This window comes from Modestobacter sp. VKM Ac-2986, from assembly GCF_026967795.1.
In the GTDB taxonomy this organism is placed as follows: domain Bacteria; phylum Actinomycetota; class Actinomycetes; order Mycobacteriales; family Geodermatophilaceae; genus Modestobacter.
Genome location: NZ_JAPVBH010000001.1, coordinates 592,789 through 608,938, shown reverse-complemented (window position 1 = coordinate 608,938; position 16,150 = coordinate 592,789). Strand labels below are relative to the sequence as shown.

The following is a 16,150-nucleotide window of genomic DNA, read 5'->3' as shown; positions in this document are numbered from 1 at the left end:
CTCGGAACCCCCGCCCGACCTGCGGTTCCGCACCTCCCGCCGGCCGACCGGGGGCGAGAGTGGCCACTCCCGCCCCCAGCCGGCCGGAGGGAGGGTCAAGCGATGTTCGCCGTCTCGGCGGTGATCGTGGTGTCGTCGCCGTGCCCGGTGTGGACGACGGTGTCGCCGTGCAGGGTCAGCAGCCGGGCCCGGATCGAGCCCAGGATCGTCGGGTGGTCGCTGAAGGAACGGCCGGTGGCACCCGGGCCGCCGCAGAAGAGCGTGTCGCCGGTGAAGACCGCGCCCAGGTCGGCGGCGTGCAGGCTGGTGCTGCCCGGCGAGTGGCCCGGGGTGTGCAGCGCGGTCAGCGTCGTGCCGGCCACGGTGAACCGCATCAGGTCGGCCAGCTCGCCGTCGGGCAGCGCCACCGGGTGGACCATCCGCCAGAGCATCGTGTCGGCCGGGTGCAGCCAGACCGGGGCGTCGACGGCCTCGCGCAGGTCGACCGCGGCGGTGATGTGGTCGTTGTGCCCGTGGGTCAGCAGGACCGCCTTCACCCGCCGGCCACCGATCGCCTCGACGATCGGCTCGACCCGGTGCGGGGCGTCGATCACGACCACCTCGTCGTCGTCACCGACCAGCCAGACGTTGTTGTCGACGTCGAAGTCCTGCCCGTCGAGGCTGAACACCCCGCTGACCACGGCCTTCTCGATGCGGGCGGTCATCAGAACACCACGACCGAGCGCAGGACCTCACCCTTGTGCATCTTGTCGAACGCGGCCTCCACCTCGTCCAGGGCGATCGTCTCGGAGACGAAGGCCTCCAGCGGGAAGCGGCCCTGCAGGTAGAGGTCGACCAGCATCGGGAAGTCGCGGCTGGGCAGGCAGTCGCCGTACCAGGAGGACTTCAGCGACCCACCGCGGCCGAAGACCTCCAGCAGCGGCAGGGTGATCTCCATGTCCGGCCGCGGCACACCGACCAGGACGACGCGGCCGGCCAGGTCGCGGGAGTAGAAGGCCTGCTCGTACACCGCCGGGTGGCCGACGGCGTCGATGGTGACGTCGGCGCCGAACCCGCCGGTGAGCGCCTTGATCGCCTCGACCGGGTCGGTCTCCTTCGAGTTGACCGTGTGCGTGGCACCGAGGTCCTTGGCCCACTGCAGCTTCCGGTCGTCGAGGTCGACGGCGATGATCGTGGTCGCGCCGGCCAGCGCGGCACCGGCGATCGCGGCGTCGCCGACCCCGCCGCAGCCGAAGACGGCCACGCTCTCCCCGCGCTGCACGGCGCCGGTGTTGATCGCGGCACCCACGCCGGCCATGACGCCGCAGCCGAGCAGCCCGGCCGCCGTCGCCGGCGCCTGGGGGTCGACCTTCGTGCACTGCCCGGAGTGCACCAGCGTCTTCTCGGCGAAGGCCCCGATGCCCAGCGCCGGGCTGAGCTCGGTGCCGTCGGCCAGCGTCATCTTCTGCGCGGCGTTGTGGGTGTTGAAGCAGTACTGCGGCTGGCCCTTGCGGCAGGCGCGGCACTCACCGCACACCGCCCGCCAGTTGAGGACGACGAAGTCGCCCACGGCCACGTCGGTGACGCCCTCGCCGATCGCTGCGACGATGCCCGCGGCCTCGTGCCCGAGGAGGAAGGGGAACTCGTCGTTGATCCCGCCCTCGCGGTAGTGCAGGTCGGTGTGGCAGACCCCGCAGGCCTGTACGTCGACCACGGCCTCACCCGGGCCCGGGTCGGGGACGATGACGGTCTCGATGGTGACGGGAGCGCCCTTGCTGAGGGCGACGACGCCCTTGACCTCGTACGGCATGCGTCCCAGCCTATGTACGCGGCCCCACCTGCGCTGACTGCTACCGTCTCGCCGCCGCAAGGTCCCCTGTGCAACGAATTGGTCTCGGGCTCATCCTGATGAGTGCGGTTGCCGCGCCGAGGTGCCCACGCCGTCGTACCGTCCCCTCGGTCGCGACGGAGCTCACAGGAAGTGACTCGCGCGGCTGGCTCAGCCGACCGGCCGCGCCGTCACGTCACCTCGGAGGTCCCAGTGGCAGTACCCAGCTTCCTGGCCCGGGAGCGCATCATCGCGCGCCCGGGCTTCAACCGGTGGCTCATCCCGCCGGCGGCGCTCGCCGTCCACCTGTGCATCGGGCAGGCCTACGCGACCAGCGTCTACAAGACCGCCCTGGTCGCCGACTTCGAGTCCAGCCTGACCGCGATCGGCATCGTCTTCTCGATCGCCATCGTGATGCTCGGTCTGTCGGCCGCCCTCTTCGGCACGTGGGTCGACCGCAACGGTCCCCGGGCCGCCATGTTCACCTCGGCCTGCTTCTGGTCCCTCGGCTTCTTCGTCGGCTCCGCCGGCATCGCCACCGACCAGCTGTGGCTGCTCTACCTGGGCTACGGCGTCATCGGCGGCATCGGCCTGGGCATCGGCTACATCTCCCCGGTCTCCACGCTGATCAAGTGGTTCCCGGACCGTCCGGGCCTGGCCACCGGCATGGCGATCATGGGCTTCGGTGGTGGCGCGCTCATCGCGACCCCGCTGTCCCGTCAGCTCATGGGCTGGTACGACGACGCCTACGTGGCCAGCGGCCCCGGCGCCAACCTGGCCAGCGGTGACGCGGTCGCCAAGCTCTTCCTGACCTTCGGTGTCGTCTACCTGGCCTTCATGATGTTCGGTGCCTTCATCGTGCGGGTGCCGGCCGAGGGCTGGAAGCCCGCCGGGTTCGACCCCTCGACGGTCAAGGCCAAGTCCATGGTCACCACCAACAGCGTCTCGGCCGCCAACGCCATCAAGACCCCGCAGTTCTGGCTGCTGTGGATCGTGCTGTTCTGCAACGTGACCGCCGGCATCGGCATCCTCGAGCAGGCCAGCCCGATGATCCAGGACTTCTTCCGCGAGAACGGCACCTCCACGGTCGCCGCCACCGCGGCCGCCGGCTTCGTCGGCGTCCTGTCGCTGTTCAACATGGGTGGCCGCTTCGTGTGGTCCTCGACGTCGGACTACATCGGCCGCAAGCCGATCTACATGGTCTACCTGGGCGTCGGCCTGGTCCTCTACGTCCTGCTGGCCACCATCGGCAGCAGCGCGACCTGGCTGTTCGTTGTCCTCGCCGCGCTGATCCTGTCCTTCTACGGCGGTGGGTTCGCCACCATCCCGGCCTACCTGCGCGACCTCTTCGGCACCTACCAGGTCGGCGCCATCCACGGCCGCCTGCTCACCGCCTGGGCCGCCGCCGGTGTCGCCGGGCCGTTGATCGTCAACCGGGTGCTCGACACCCAGGGCACCCCGGGTCAGCTGGTCGCCAGCGACTACCGCCCGGCGCTGTTCATCATGGTCGGTCTGCTGGCCGTCGGGTTCGTCGCGAACCTGCTGGTCAAGCCGGTCGCCGCCAAGTGGCACGAGCCGAAGGCCGACGCCATCTTCACCGACACCCAGGAAGCGAAGGTCACGCGATGAGCACCTCGGTCGGCAACCACGCCACGCAGGAGACCACCCACACCCCCGTGGGCCTGATCGCCTTCGCCTGGGCCCTCGTGGGCGTCCCGCTCGTCTACGGGCTGTACCAGACCGTCAAGACGGCCAGCAACCTGTTCTGAGCCACCCGCACCACGCCCAGCGCCCCCTCTGCCGGCAGGCAGAGGGGGCGCTGTCGTGTGTGGGCAGGGGATCAGCGGCGGAGCGGGGGCAGCGGCAGGTGGGCCGACAGGTCGGCGCGGTTGCCGCTGGCCACCACCCGCCCCTCGGCGACCGAGTCCGCCCAGCTGAGCGCACCGGTGGCCAGCCGCAGCCACGTGGCGGCGTCGGTCTCGATCACGTTCGGCGGGGTGCCGCGGGTGTGCCGGGGCCCGGGCACGCACTGCACGGCCACGAACGGCGGCACGCGCAGCTCCACCGAGCGCCCGGGCACCTGCTGGGACAGCCAGCGGGCCGAGGTCTTCACCGCCGCGCCCAGCACCGGCCGGGGCGGCTGCTCGGCCTCCCCGGCCAGCCACCCGGCCACCGGCGCCAGGACGGCGCGCAGCTCCTCGGCCGAGATGGGCTGCACGCCGGCCATCAGCTGGTCGGGACGGTGCCCGCCGGGACGGCGCTGACGACGAGCTCGGGGCTGCCGAACAGGGCCGGCAGGGTGCCCGTCCAGGCCGTGCGCAGCTCCGCCAGCGGCAGCTCCAGCAGGCCCTCGACCACCAGGGCGTCGCCGCCCGTCGTCCCGAGCTCGGTGACCGGGACGCCGGCGTCGGCCGCCGCGGCGCGCACCGCGGCCGGGTCGGCGGTGGTGACGACCACGCGGGCGCCGGACTCGGCGAACAGCGCAGCCGTGGGGTCGCCCTCGACGCGGAGCGTCGCGCCGGTGCCGTACCGCAGCGCGGACTCCGTCACCGCCTGCGCCAGGCCGCCGTCGGCCAGGTCATGGGCGGAGCTGACCAGGCCCTCGGTGGCGAACCGGGTCAGCAGCTGGGCCAGGGTGCGCTCGGCGGCCAGGTCCAGCCGGGGCGGCAGCCCGCCCAGGTGACCGTGGACGACCGACGCCCACGCCGACCCACCGAACTCCGCCCGGGTCTCCCCCAGCAGCAGCACGGTCTCGCCGGCGGCACGCCAGCCGGTGGGCACGCGGCGGCGCACGTCGGCGTGCACGCCGAGCACACCGATCACCGGCGTCGGGTTGATCGCCACGTCGCCGGTCTGGTTGTAGAGGCTCACGTTGCCGCCGGTGACCGGCAGGCCCAGCTCCCGGCAGCCGTCGGCCAGACCGCGGACGGCCTCGGCGAACTGCCACATGACCTCGGGGTTCTCCGGGGAGCCGAAGTTCAGGCAGTTGGTGACCGCCAGCGGCACCGCGCCGGAGACCGCGACGTTGCGGTAGGCCTCGGCCAGGTTCAACTGGGCGCCGGTGTAGGGGTCCAGCCGGGAGAACCGGGCGTTGCCGTCCAGGGCGAGGGCGATGCCCAGGTTGCTGGACTCGTCGACCCGCAGCACGCCGGCGTCCTCGGGCTGGGCCAGCACGGTGTTGCCGCGCACGTAGCGGTCGTACTGCTCGGTCACCCAGGACTTGTCCGCGCCGTCGGGGCTGGACACCAGGGCCAGCCAGTCGGCGCGCAGGTCGGCCGAGGACGACGGCGGGGCGTCGGCCTGCAGCGCGTCCAGGTCGGCGGGGCGGGTCATCGGCCGGTCGTAGCGGGGGCCCTCCAGGGCCACGGTGCGCGGCGGGACGTCGACGATCCGCTCGCCGTGCCAGTCGATGGTGAGCCGGTCGCCGTCGGTGACCTCACCGATGACGGTGGCCAGCACGTCCCACTTGGCACAGACGGCCAGGAAGGCCTCGACCTTGTCCGGCTCGACGACCGCGCACATCCGCTCCTGCGACTCGCTCATCAGGATCTCGGCGGGGGTCAGCGTGGAGTCCCGCAGCGGGACGGCGTCGAGGTCGATGCGCATGCCGCCGCTGCCGGCCGCGGCCAGCTCGCTGGTGGCGCAGGAGATGCCGGCGCCACCGAGGTCCTGGATCCCGGTGACCAGGCCCGCGGCGAAGACCTCCAGGCACGCCTCGATCAGCAGCTTCTCGGTGAACGGGTCGCCGACCTGCACGGCCGGGCGCTTGGCCGGGCCCTCCGCGTCGAAGGTCTCGCTCGCCAGCACCGAGACCCCGCCGATGCCGTCGCCGCCGGTGCGGGCGCCGAACAGCACGACCTTGTTGCCGGTGCCCTCGGCCTTGGCCAGCTGCAGGTCCTCGTGCCGCATGACGCCGACGCACAGGGCGTTGACCAGCGGGTTGCCGGCGTAGGTGGCATCGAAGAGCAGCTCGCCGCCGATGTTGGGCAGGCCCAGGCAGTTGCCGTAGCCGCCCACGCCGGCGACCACGCCGGGCAGCACCCGGGCGGTGTCGGGGGCGTCGGCCGCGCCGAAGCGCAGCGAGTCCATGACCGCGATCGGGCGGGCGCCCATGGTGAGGATGTCGCGGACGATGCCGCCGACCCCGGTGGCCGCGCCCTGGTAGGGCTCGATGTAGCTGGGGTGGTTGTGCGACTCGACCTTGAAGGTGACCGCGTAGCCCTCGCCGACGTCGACGACGCCGGCGTTCTCGCCCATGCCGACCAGCAGCGCGTCGCTCTTCGGCAGGTCACCGAAGCGGCGCAGGTGCACCTTGGAGGACTTGTAGGAGCAGTGCTCGCTCCACATGACCGAGTACATGGCCAGCTCGGCGGTGGTGGGCCGGCGACCGAGGATGTCCTTGATCGAGGCGTACTCGTCGTCCTTGAGTCCCAGCTCGGCGAACGGCTGCGCCGTGTCGGGGGCCTGCGCGGCGCGCTCGACGGTGTCCAGGTCGGGCATCGACCGGACGGCGGCGTCGGCCGGGCCGTCCGCGGCGTGCGGGGTGGCCGTCACGTCGGCGCTCACGCGGCACCGACCAGGGAGGTCAGCACGGAGGTGAAGAAGCCCAGGCCGTCGGTGCTGGGGCCGGTGAGGTCCTCGACCGCGTGCTCGGGGTGCGGCATCAGCCCGACCACCCGGCCGTCGGCGCTGGTCACCCCGGCGATGTCGCGGGAGCTGCCGTTGGGGTTGCCCCCGACGTAGCGGACGACGACCCGCCCCTCGCCCTCCAGCCGGTCGAGGTCGGCGTCGGCGGCGACGTAGCGGCCCTCGCCGTTCTTCACCGGGACGACGATCTCCTGGCCCTGGGTGAACGACGACGTCCAGGCGGTGTCGGCGCGCTCGACGCGCAGGCCCTGGTCACGGTTGCGGAAGTGCAGGTGGCTGTTGCGGGTCAGCGCCCCGGGCAGCAGCCCGGCCTCGCACAGCACCTGGAAGCCGTTGCAGATGCCCAGCACCGGCAGCCCGGTGCCCGCGGCGGCCACCACGTCGGCCATCAGCGGCGAGCGGGCGGCGATGGCGCCGGCCCGCAGGTAGTCGCCGTAGGAGAAGCCGCCGGGCAGGACCACGGCGTCGACGTCCTTGAGGTCGTGGTCGCCGTGCCAGAGGGAGACGGGCTCACCGCCGGCGAGCCGCACCGCGCGTGCGGCGTCGACGTCGTCCAGGGAGCCCGGGAAGGTGATGACACCGATGCGCACGATCAGTCCTCAGTCCGTGGGGAGGTGCAGCTCGACGTCTTCGATGACGGGGTTGGCCAGCAGCGTCTCGGCGATCTCGCGGAGCTCCGCGGCGTCGGGGGTGCCGTCCACCTCCAGCACGAAGTGCTTGCCCTGGCGGACACTGCGGACACCTGAGTGACCGAGCCGGCCCAGGGCGCCGAGCACGGCCTGCCCCTGCGGATCGGAGATCTCTGGCTTCAGGACGACGTCGACGACCACGACTGGCACGGGCGCCAGGGTACCGGCACCGCGGGACCACCCCGGACGGGCGGCGTCACCCGGACGGGTGCACGCGCCCGGCCGTTCCACTGGAGAACCCGGCGCGGCTGTCGATGATGTCCGCAACCAGACCGCCACCGGGCGGTCCCAGCGCACGACGGAGGTGGGCATGGGCGCGGGCACCGCGAACATCGACTACCCGGCTGCCGCCACGGGTCTCAGCGTCCTGCCCCTCGGCTCGGACGAGGCGCTGACCAGCCGGGTCCGGCGGGTGGAGGGCGGGTACCTGTTCATCAGCATCCCGCGCACCCCGATCGGCGAGAACGCCTTCTTCGTCTCCCGCGACATGCTCGACGTGTCCTGGCAGGCCGACGACGGGCTGCGCTCGGCGCCGGCCGAGTCGGTCTCCATCGCCGCCGACGGGACCTGGAAGATCAGGCTCACCGGCGCGGCCAGCAAGCTCCAGCGCCGGGACGCCGTCCGTGCCCCGATCGGGCTGCCGGTGTCGATCCGCCTGGGTCGCCTGACCCTCGAGGGCAGCACCGTCGACCTCAGCGAGGGCGGCGCGCTGTGCGTCTTCCGGGGCGGCGGCGAGCTCGGCATCAACGTCCCGTTCCCGAAGAAGGACCAGCAGCTCTCGCTCTGGCTGAACCTCTACTCCGACGAGCTCGTCCTCCCCGTCGTGATCGTCCGGCGGAAGCCGCGGGAGGACGCCCTGCACGAGTGGTCGCTGCGGTTCATCGGCCTGCCCGAGGCCTCCGCGGACCTCATCCGCTCGCACGTGTTCACCGCGCTGCGCAACGCCCGCGCCCGCGGCCTCGCCGCCCTCTACTGAGGCCCGGGCCCCCGCCGGGGCCCGGGCCTCAGCTCCAGCTGCGGCCGGTGAGCTTCTCGTAGGCGGTCACGTAGCGCTCGCGGGTGGCGGCGACCACGGCCTCGGGGAGCTCGGGGGCCGGTGCGACCCGGTCCCAGCCCGACGTGGTCAGCCAGTCCCGCACGTACTGCTTGTCGAACGAGGCCTGCGGCGCGCCCGGGGACCAGGTGATCGCCGGCCAGAAGCGCGAGGAGTCCGGGGTGAGCACCTCGTCGCCGAGCACCAGGGTCGCCGGTCCTGCAGTCGACGGCGAGGTCCCGAACTCGAACTTGGTGTCGGCCAGCACGATCCCGGCCTCCTCGGCGATCTCCGCGCCGCGCCGGTAGAGGGCCAGCGTCAGCGCACGCAGCGCCTCGGCCCGCTCGGCGCCCACGGCGTCGACGACCTGCGCGAAGCCGATCGCCTCGTCGTGCTCCCCCACCTCGGCCTTGGTCGAGGGGGTGAACACCGGCTCGGGCAGCCGGGAGCCCTCGACCAGCCCGGCCGGCAGCTCGACGTCGACGATGGCGCCGCTGCGCTGGTACTCCACGGTGCCCGACCCCGACAGGTAGCCGCGGGCCACGCACTCGACCGGCAGCATCTCCAGCCGGCGCACCAGCATCGAACGGCCGGCGAGCTCGGCGGGCACCCCCTCGGCGAGCAGTGCGTCGCCGGTGGCCAGCAGGTGGTGCTCGGCGCCGTGCTCGGCCAGCACCGGGGCCAGCTGCTCGAACCACCACACCGACAGCGCGGTCAGCACCCGCCCCTTGTCCGGGACCGGGGTGGGCAGGACGACGTCGTAGGCGGAGATGCGGTCGCTCGCGACCAGCAGCAGCCGGTCGTCGTCGACCGCGTAGACCTCGCGGACCTTGCCCTGCGCGACGAGCTCGAAGGGCAGGGTCACGACAGCGCCGCGAGCCGGTCGAACAGCGGGCCCAGGTTCTGCACGTACCGCTCGGGCCGGCAGATCTCGTCCAGCCGCGCCTCGTCGAGGGTCACACCCTCGTCCGCCGCCCGCTCGCGCAGCGTCTGGCGGAACGGCGTCCCGTCCTGCCAGGTGCGCATCGCCGCGGACTGCACCAGCGCGTAGGACTGCTCGCGGCCCATCCCGCCCTCGACCAGCTCCAGCAGCACCGAGGAGGTGTAGATCAGCCCGCCGGTGGACTCCAGGTTGGCGCGCATCCGCTCGGCGTCCACGACCAGGTTCTCCACCAGCCCTGCGGTCAGGTTGAGCAGGTAGTCGGTGGTGATCGCCGCGTCGGGCAGGTACACCCGCTCGGTCGAGGAGTGCGAGATGTCCCGCTCGTGCCACAGCGGGATGCCCTCCATGACCGGCACGATCGCCGCGCGCACGACCCGGGCGAGGCCGGCGATCCGCTCGGAGCGGATCGGGTTCTTCTTGTGCGGCATGGCGCTGGAGCCCTTCTGGCCCGCGCCGAAGGCCTCCGAGAGCTCACGCACCTCGGTGCGCTGGCCGTGCCGCACCTCCAGGGCGATGGCCTCGCAGACGGTGGCGATGATCGCCAGCGCCGAGACCCACTCGCTGATCCCGTCGCGCAGCACCACCTGGGTGGAGGCGTCGGCGGCGCGCAGGTCCAGCGCCTGCGCGACGGTGACCTCGACCGAGGGGTCGATGAGGGAGTACGTGCCGACGGCGCCGGAGATGGCGACCACGCCCACGGCCTCGCGCGCCCGGCGGAGCCGGTCGCGGGAGCGGGCGGCGGCGAAGGCCAGGTCGGCGACCCGGTGGCCCCAGACGTCGGGCTCGGCGTGCACGCCGTGCGTGCGGCCGACCTTGATGGTGTCCCGGTGGGCCAGCCCGTGGTCGCGCAGCGCGGCGACCAGCCGGTCGGCCTTGGCGAGCAGGACGTCGGTGGCGTCGGTGAGCTGGACGGCCAGGGCGGTGTCCAGCAGGTCCGAGGAGGTCATGCCGTGGTGCACGTAGGCCGCGGCCGAGCGGGGCTCGGTGTTGTCGGCCCAGGCGGTGAGGAAGGCGATGACGTCGTGCTGCGTCGTCTCCTCGATCTCCGCGACCCGCTCCGGCGTGGGCGGCGGGGCGTTGCGCACCGGCTCGACGACGTCGGCGGGCACCCGCCCGGCGGCCGCGTGCGCCTCGAGGACGAGTGTCTCCACCCGGCACCACAGCTCGTACTTGTGCTGATCGCTCCAGACCCGGCCCATCTCGGGCAGGGTGTACCTGTCGATCATGCGGGCACCGTCTCGGACTGCTCAGCTCGTCGCACCACGGCTCCATCCTGTCGCACGGTCCCGCGCGGGGCCCCATCACCTCGGAGGACGTCGATGTTGCACCGGGCCAGCCGTGCGGCCCGCCGGGCCCGTGAGCGGATCAGGGCGGCCCGCGAGCACGACCCGCACGCCTGGCCCGAGGGCACCGTGCTGGTGCTCGAGGACGGCAGCCGCGCGGTCGTCGACCACGTCGAGGAGGCCGGCTCGGTCCCGCACCCGCCGGCCCCCGGCGACGGCGGGCACCCGGTCGGCAGCCCGCACCCGGACGCACCGGACGCCGACGTCCCGGGCGGGGTCAGCGGGCCGCCGGACCCGGGCGGCCCTCCTCCCGCCACCGGGCGGGACCGCAGCAGCGGCAGCCTGCTGGGCCCCGTGGGCGCGCTGCACGCCGCCGAGCGCGACGTCCCCAACGGGCTGCGGATCGCCGCGGCCTGGTCGTGGCGGTCGATCGCGGTGGTGGCCGCGCTGTACCTGCTGCTGCGGGCGGCCGGGTACGTGGCCGTGGTCGTCGTCCCGGTCATCGTGGCGCTGCTGCTGGCGGCGCTGCTGCAGCCCGGGGCGGCCTCCCTGCGCCGGCGCGGCTGGCCGTCCTCGCTGGCCGCGCTGACCATGCTGGTGGGCGGGCTCGGGGTGGTCGCCGGCATCGTCACGCTGGTCGTGGAGGAGTTCGTCTCCGGCTACGACGACCTGGCCTCCCAGGTGGACGAGGGCCTGACCCAGGTACAGGACTTCGTCACCCGCACCCTGCCGATCACCGACGGCCAGATCACCGACGCCGTCGAGAGCGCCAACCAGGCCGTCGTCGACAACCGCGACCTGCTCACCTCCGGCGCGCTGACCACCGCCGCCACGGTCGGCGAGGTGCTCACCGGCGCCCTGCTGACCCTGTTCACGCTGTTCTTCTTCCTCATGGACGGCCGGCAGATCTGGCTGTGGGTCGTCGGCCTCACCCCCGCCAACTCCCAGGCACACCTCGACGAGGCCGCCCGCCGCTCCTGGCGCACGCTCATCTCCTACGTGCGGGCCACGGTCGTGGTGGCCGCCTTCGACGCGGTCGTCATCGGCGTCGCCCTGCTGTTCCTGGGGACGCCGCTGGTCGTGCCGCTGGCGGCGCTGGTCTTCCTCGGCGCCTTCGTCCCGATCATCGGGTCGTTCCTGGCCGGCACGGTGTCGGTGCTGGTGACGCTGGTGGCGGTCGGCCCGGTCCGGGCGCTGATCGCCCTGGGGGTCATCGTGCTGGTCATGCAGCTGGAGGGCCACGTGCTGCAACCGCTGCTGCTGGGCCGGGCGGTCTCGGTGCACCCGCTGGCCGTGGTGCTGGGCATCGCCGGCGGCCTGCTGGTCGGTGGCATCTTCGGCGCGCTGATCGCGGTGCCGGTCATCGCCTGCGCCAACGTGGCCGGCACCTACCTGTCCCGCCGCAACGAGGGCCCCCGTCCGCCGCAACCGGACACCCGCCGCGCGAAGCGGCTGCTCGCCGCGGACTGAGGCCGCTCAGCGCGCGATCGGTGCGTACGCCTCGGGATGACGCTCCAGGTGGCTCTCGAACGCCTGGACGATCGTCTCGTCCTCCTCGGGCAGCGCCGCCCGGTAGAGCCGGTCGGCCTCCTCCTCCAGCTGTTCGCCGGCCTCGCCCAGGTCGCCGGCCAGCGCGTCGGCACGCCGGGAGACCTCGGCCACCGCCTCGGCGGCGGCGTCCAGGCCGAGCAGCCGGAAACCGGCCACCGCGGCGGCACGCTGGTCGGGCTCCAGCGCCTCGCAGGAGTGCAGCAGACCGCCGTTCATGGCCATCCCGTGGCAGAGCAGGACGGCGACCATCGCCGCGTCCCCCGGGTACGTCGTCGGGGCGTCGGGGTCGCAGGAGCGGTTCCAGATGGCGTCCGCCGCCGAGAGCTCCTCAGCCACCGGCGACCTCGATGCGCCCCTCGACGGCGGCCAGGGCGATGTCGGTGCGGAAGTGCGCACCGGCCAGCCGCACCGACGCCAGGCGCTCGTAGACCGCCTGCCGGGCCGCGGCCAGGTCCTCACCCACCGCGGTCACCGACAGCACCCGCCCGCCGGCGGAGTGGACCAGGCCGTCGGGGCCGACGACGGTGCCCGCGTGCAGCACGCCCTCGCCGTCGGCACCGGTGACCGGGTCGCCGACGCGCGGGCGCTCCGGGTAGCCCTCGCTGGCGACGACCACGGTCACGGCCGCCCCGTCGCGCCAGCGCAGCGGCGGCTGCTCGGCCAGCGTGCCGGTGGCCGCGGCGTGCAGCAGCCCGGCCAGCGGGGTCTCCAGCAGCGGCAGCACCACCTGGGTCTCGGGGTCGCCGAAGCGGGCGTTGAACTCGACCACCCGGACACCGGCCGAGGTCAGCGCCAGCCCGGCGTAGAGCAGCCCGCTGAACGGCTCGCCGCGGCGGCGCATCTCGTCGACGGTGGGCTGCAGGACGGTGGCCAGGACGTCGGCGACCAGCCCGGCCGGCGCCCAGGGCAGCGGCGCGTAGGCGCCCATGCCGCCGGTGTTCGGGCCACCGTCGCCGTCGTCGCGGCGCTTGGCGTCCTGCGCGGGCAGCAGCGGCACCACCGTCGTCCCGTCGGTGAGGGCGAACAGCGACACCTCCGGGCCGTCGAGGAACTCCTCGACCAGCACGGAGTGGCCGGCGTCCAGCACCGCCTGGCCGTGGGCGAGGGCGGCGTCGTGGTCGGTGGTGACCAGCACGCCCTTGCCGGCCGCCAGCCCGTCGTCCTTGACCACGTAGGGGGCGCCGGACTCCGCCAGCACGGTGTGCAGCTCGGCGGCCCCGCCGACCGCCCAGGACCGCGCGGTCGGGACGCCGGCCGCGGTCATCACGTGTTTGGCGAAGGCCTTGGAGCCCTCGAGCTGGGCGGCCTGCGCCGAGGGGCCGAAGCAGGCGATGCCGGCGTCGCGCACCGCGTCGGCGGCGCCGGCCACCAGGGGCACCTCGGGGCCGACGACGACCAGGTCGGCCTGCCACTCGACGGCCAGCGCGGCGACGGCGACCGGGTCGGCGGCGTCGAGGGGGAACGGCGCGGCGACCACCGCCGTCCCCGCGTTGCCCGGCGCGCACGCCAGCGCGGTGACCGCGGGGTCGGACTGCAGAGCCACGCACAGGGCGTGCTCCCGGGCACCGGAGCCGATCACGAGGACGCGCACCCGGCGAACCTACCCATCACCGGGTGCCGCGCCGAGCCGGCGTCCCCGCCCGCGGCTCAGCGGCGGGGACGGGCCGGCCGGGCCCGCATCTCCCGGTGCAGTGCCCGCAGGCGTGCCGACTCGGCGGCGCGTGCCCACGCGTCGGCGCGGAGCTCCTGCCGGTGCGCCTCGGCCTGCAGCCGCTGCCAGGCGGCGAACCGCGCCGGGTCCAGGTCGCCCCGGTCGATCGCCGCGGTCACCGCACACCCGGGCTCGCTGTCGTGGGCGCAGTCCCGGAACCGGCAGTCGGCGGCCCGGTCGGCCACGTCGGCGTACGCGGCGTCCACCCCCTCGCCGCCGGGGAGGGCCAGCTCCCGCATCCCCGGGGTGTCGATCAGCAGGCCACCGCCGGGCAGCAGGTGCAGCTCGCGCGCGGTGGTGGTGTGCCGCCCCCGCCCGTCGCCCCGGACGTCCGCGGTGGCCGCGGCCGGCCGGCCGGTCAGGGCGTTGGTCAGCGAGGACTTGCCGACCCCCGACGGTCCGACCATCACGGCCGTGCGCCCCGGGGCGAGCAGTTCCTGCACCGCCTCGATCCCCCCGCCGGTCAGGGCGCTGACGGCCAGCACCTGCACCCCCGGCGCGCTCCGGGCGACGGCGGCGAGGGCCGCGGGCACGTCCGCGCACAGGTCGGCCTTGGTCAGGACGACGACCGGGGTGGCCCCGCTGGCCCACGCGACCGCCAGGTAGCGCTCCACCCGGCGCGACCGCAGCCCGGCGCCCAGGGCGTCGACCACCAGCACCAGGTCGACGTTGGCCGCGACGACCTGCGGCGCCGACCCCCGCCCGGCTGCGGTGCGGACGAACGCCGTGCGGCGGGGCAGCACCCGGACGGCGCGGTCGCCGGCCAGCACCACCCAGTCGCCCACGGCCACCCCGTCGGCCTCGCGCAGGCCGGTCGAGGGCACGCGCCGGTCGCCGTCGGCGGTCAGCACGGTGAGCCATCCCCGGTCGACCCGGGCCACCCGCGCGGCGCACCGGCCCTCCGGCAGGACGGGGTCGGTCACACGCGACACACGCGGGATTGAGACATCACTCACAGGGAGGATGCTGCTCTCCTGGTGAGGCCGCTGTCTCCCGATTTGTGGTCATGACGTCGGCGCGCGTTCACGACACGGACAGGGAACTGGCGTTCCCTGGAGACATGCAGGAGACCGGCCTGAAGGCCGTTCGCTCGCCCAGCCTGGAGCGCTCGCCGCTCGTCATCGGGCACCGCGGCGCACCGAGCTATCGACCCGAGCACACGCGCGCCAGCTACGAGCTGGCCATCGACCTGGGCGCCGACCTCATCGAGCCCGACCTCGTCCTCACCCGCGACCTGCACCTGGTCGCGCGGCACGAGAACGAGCTGTCCCGGTCGACCGACGTCGCCACCCACCCTGAGTTCGCCGACCGCCGGCGCACCCAGGAGGTCGACGGCGAGGAGCTGACCGGCTGGTTCGCCGAGGACTTCACCCTCGCCGAGCTGCGCACCCTCGGTGCCGTCGAGCGCACCCCCGGGATGCGCCCGATGAACACCGCCTACGACGGCCGCTACGGCGTCCTCACCTTCGCCGAGGTGGTCGAGGTGGCCCGCAGCCGCTCGACCTCCGGGCGTGTGGTGCGGGTGCAGGCGGAGCTGAAGTCGCCGTCCTGGTACGCCGCCCAGGGCATGCCGATGGTGGAGCTGGTCGCCGCCGAGCTGCGCCGGATGGGTGCTGCCCGCCAGGGCGGGTCGGTGGTCGTGCAGGCCTTCGACCCCGCCGCCCTGCGCGCGCTGCACGCCGACCTGGGCCCGGACGGCTGCAAGCTGGTGCAGCTCATCGAGGAGGAGGGCGTCCAGGACGCCCTGGTCACCCCCTCCGGGCTGCGGGAGATCTCGACCTACGCGCAGGGCATCGCCCCGCACAAGGGCCGGATCCTGCTGCACGGCGCCGACGGCGGCCTGGTCGGCGTCTCCGACCTCATCACCCAGGCGCACCGCGCCGGGCTGACCGTCGAGCCGTGGACGCTGCGGCCGGAGAACGTCTTCCTGCCCGCCCACCTGCGCCGCGGCGGCGACCCCCGGGGCCTGGGTGACGCCCAGACCGAGGCCCGCCTGCTGTTCGCCCTCGGTGTCGACGGCGTCATCACCGACGCCCCCGAGACCGCCTACCGGGCCCGCTCGGAGCTCTCCGCCGCCGCCATGGCCCCGGTCCGCCCCCGCATCTGAGGCACCCCGCCCCACCGACCGTGCGCTCGCCGGGCCGCCAGCACCCCTGACCGCCCGCCGAGCGCACAGTCGCGCCGCGAGCCCGTCGGCCGCACCGCTCGCCCGACCCACCGACCGTGCGCCCAGCGGGCCCCGGGGTGCCCGGCGACCCCGCCGAGCGCACAGTCGGCGCCGTCCGGGAGTCGGGGACGGTCCATCAGCCGCCGCCGCGAGGTGACCACGGCGTCGCCGGAGGCGACTGTGCGCTGACGTCGCGGCGGCCGGAGGCCTCCCGACGTCAGCGCACGAAGCGGCTCAGCACGAGCCGGGCACGGCTCCTGGCCGCGCTGCGGCCCGGCAGGGTCGCCCTGTGCACCGCGTTGCGGCCCGGCAGGGTCGC

Annotated in this window: 16 protein-coding genes; 5 read left to right on the top strand and 11 right to left on the bottom strand. The window is 74.1% G+C overall.

The annotated features are described in order from the left end of the window. Positions 1–95: 95 nt before the first annotated feature. Together O2W14_RS02940 and O2W14_RS02935 are read right to left on the bottom strand one after the other, a co-directional pair. Positions 96–704, bottom strand: a complete 609-nt coding sequence (locus O2W14_RS02940) for an MBL fold metallo-hydrolase (protein ID WP_269174597.1) — start codon at positions 702–704, stop codon at positions 96–98. Next, the gene (locus tag O2W14_RS02935; RefSeq protein WP_269174596.1) at positions 704–1,789 is read right to left on the bottom strand and encodes an S-(hydroxymethyl)mycothiol dehydrogenase; all 1,086 of its coding nucleotides are present in this window, start codon (positions 1,787–1,789) and stop codon (positions 704–706) included. Before O2W14_RS02935 ends, O2W14_RS02940 begins: the two co-directional genes overlap by 1 nt. Positions 1,790–2,020: 231 nt before the next feature. Between O2W14_RS02935 and O2W14_RS02930 the strand changes: the two genes are divergently transcribed. Beyond that, positions 2,021–3,436 carry an OFA family MFS transporter gene (locus tag O2W14_RS02930; RefSeq protein WP_269174595.1) on the top strand — a complete coding sequence of 472 codons (1,416 nt, stop codon included), beginning with the start codon at positions 2,021–2,023 and terminating at the stop codon, positions 3,434–3,436. Then, a complete protein-coding gene (locus tag O2W14_RS02925; protein ID WP_269174594.1) occupies positions 3,433–3,576 on the top strand; it encodes an MFS transporter small subunit in 144 nt (47 codons plus the stop codon). Before O2W14_RS02930 ends, O2W14_RS02925 begins: the two co-directional genes overlap by 4 nt. A gap of 71 nt (positions 3,577–3,647) precedes the next feature. Here O2W14_RS02925 and O2W14_RS02920 read toward each other — a convergent pair whose 3' ends face one another. The 4 genes from O2W14_RS02920 to purS are packed head-to-tail and all read right to left on the bottom strand — an operon-like array spanning position 3,648 to position 7,293. Beyond that, positions 3,648–4,034, bottom strand: coding sequence for a sterol carrier family protein (locus O2W14_RS02920; protein WP_269174593.1), 387 nt, complete (start codon positions 4,032–4,034; stop codon positions 3,648–3,650). Further along, entirely contained in the window at positions 4,034–6,373 is a 2,340-nt protein-coding gene (gene purL, locus O2W14_RS02915; protein ID WP_269174592.1) for a phosphoribosylformylglycinamidine synthase subunit PurL, read from the bottom strand. Before purL ends, O2W14_RS02920 begins: the two co-directional genes overlap by 1 nt. Next, positions 6,370–7,044, bottom strand: coding sequence for a phosphoribosylformylglycinamidine synthase subunit PurQ (gene purQ, locus O2W14_RS02910; protein WP_269174591.1), 675 nt, complete (start codon positions 7,042–7,044; stop codon positions 6,370–6,372). The genes purL and purQ overlap by 4 nt, the downstream gene beginning before the upstream one ends. 9 nt (positions 7,045–7,053) lie before the next feature. Next, a complete protein-coding gene (gene purS, locus O2W14_RS02905; protein ID WP_163609878.1) occupies positions 7,054–7,293 on the bottom strand; it encodes a phosphoribosylformylglycinamidine synthase subunit PurS in 240 nt (79 codons plus the stop codon). 160 nt (positions 7,294–7,453) lie between these two features. Between purS and O2W14_RS02900 the strand changes: the two genes are divergently transcribed. After that, positions 7,454–8,119 carry a flagellar brake protein gene (locus tag O2W14_RS02900; protein ID WP_269174590.1) on the top strand — a complete coding sequence of 222 codons (666 nt, stop codon included), beginning with the start codon at positions 7,454–7,456 and terminating at the stop codon, positions 8,117–8,119. A gap of 28 nt (positions 8,120–8,147) precedes the next feature. Here the strand turns inward: O2W14_RS02900 and O2W14_RS02895 are convergent, their stop codons facing one another. Together O2W14_RS02895 and purB are read right to left on the bottom strand one after the other, a co-directional pair. Further along, the gene (locus O2W14_RS02895; protein WP_269174589.1) at positions 8,148–9,041 is read right to left on the bottom strand and encodes a phosphoribosylaminoimidazolesuccinocarboxamide synthase; all 894 of its coding nucleotides are present in this window, start codon (positions 9,039–9,041) and stop codon (positions 8,148–8,150) included. After that, positions 9,038–10,345 carry an adenylosuccinate lyase gene (purB, locus tag O2W14_RS02890; RefSeq protein ID WP_269174588.1) on the bottom strand — a complete coding sequence of 436 codons (1,308 nt, stop codon included), beginning with the start codon at positions 10,343–10,345 and terminating at the stop codon, positions 9,038–9,040. Before purB ends, O2W14_RS02895 begins: the two co-directional genes overlap by 4 nt. 93 nt (positions 10,346–10,438) lie before the next feature. On the opposite strand from purB, the gene O2W14_RS02885 reads away from it, so the two are divergent. Next, positions 10,439–11,872, top strand: coding sequence for an AI-2E family transporter (locus tag O2W14_RS02885; RefSeq protein ID WP_269174587.1), 1,434 nt, complete (start codon positions 10,439–10,441; stop codon positions 11,870–11,872). Positions 11,873–11,878: 6 nt separating this feature from the next. Here the strand turns inward: O2W14_RS02885 and O2W14_RS02880 are convergent, their stop codons facing one another. From O2W14_RS02880 to rsgA, 3 genes are read right to left on the bottom strand one after another with little or no spacing between them, the layout of a single operon-like run. Then, positions 11,879–12,289, bottom strand: a complete 411-nt coding sequence (locus tag O2W14_RS02880; protein WP_269174586.1) for a hypothetical protein — start codon at positions 12,287–12,289, stop codon at positions 11,879–11,881. Further along, positions 12,282–13,544, bottom strand: a complete 1,263-nt coding sequence (purD, locus tag O2W14_RS02875; protein WP_269174585.1) for a phosphoribosylamine--glycine ligase — start codon at positions 13,542–13,544, stop codon at positions 12,282–12,284. The genes O2W14_RS02880 and purD overlap by 8 nt, the downstream gene beginning before the upstream one ends. 56 nt (positions 13,545–13,600) lie before the next feature. Next, positions 13,601–14,587 (bottom strand): ribosome small subunit-dependent GTPase A, encoded by a 987-nt coding sequence (gene rsgA / locus O2W14_RS02870; RefSeq protein ID WP_269174584.1) that lies wholly within the window; start codon positions 14,585–14,587, stop codon positions 13,601–13,603. A 137-nt stretch (positions 14,588–14,724) separates the two neighbouring features. Here rsgA and O2W14_RS02865 point away from each other — a divergent pair, with 137 nt between their 5' ends. Beyond that, on the top strand, positions 14,725–15,771 hold the full coding sequence (locus O2W14_RS02865) for a glycerophosphodiester phosphodiesterase family protein (protein WP_269174583.1): 1,047 nt from the start codon (positions 14,725–14,727) through the stop codon (positions 15,769–15,771). The last annotated feature ends 379 nt before the right edge of the window (positions 15,772–16,150 follow it).

Coding starts and splice junctions, on each gene's coding strand:
- purB (WP_269174588.1), bottom strand. CDS start 10,345: ATGATCGACAGGTACACCCTGCCCGAGATGGGCCGGGTCTGGAGCGAT.
- O2W14_RS02865 (WP_269174583.1), top strand. CDS start 14,725: ATGCAGGAGACCGGCCTGAAGGCCGTTCGCTCGCCCAGCCTGGAGCGC.
- O2W14_RS02885 (WP_269174587.1), top strand. CDS start 10,439: ATGTTGCACCGGGCCAGCCGTGCGGCCCGCCGGGCCCGTGAGCGGATC.
- O2W14_RS02940 (WP_269174597.1), bottom strand. CDS start 704: ATGACCGCCCGCATCGAGAAGGCCGTGGTCAGCGGGGTGTTCAGCCTC.
- O2W14_RS02900 (WP_269174590.1), top strand. CDS start 7,454: ATGGGCGCGGGCACCGCGAACATCGACTACCCGGCTGCCGCCACGGGT.
- O2W14_RS02925 (WP_269174594.1), top strand. CDS start 3,433: ATGAGCACCTCGGTCGGCAACCACGCCACGCAGGAGACCACCCACACC.
- O2W14_RS02935 (WP_269174596.1), bottom strand. CDS start 1,789: ATGCCGTACGAGGTCAAGGGCGTCGTCGCCCTCAGCAAGGGCGCTCCC.
- O2W14_RS02920 (WP_269174593.1), bottom strand. CDS start 4,034: ATGGCCGGCGTGCAGCCCATCTCGGCCGAGGAGCTGCGCGCCGTCCTG.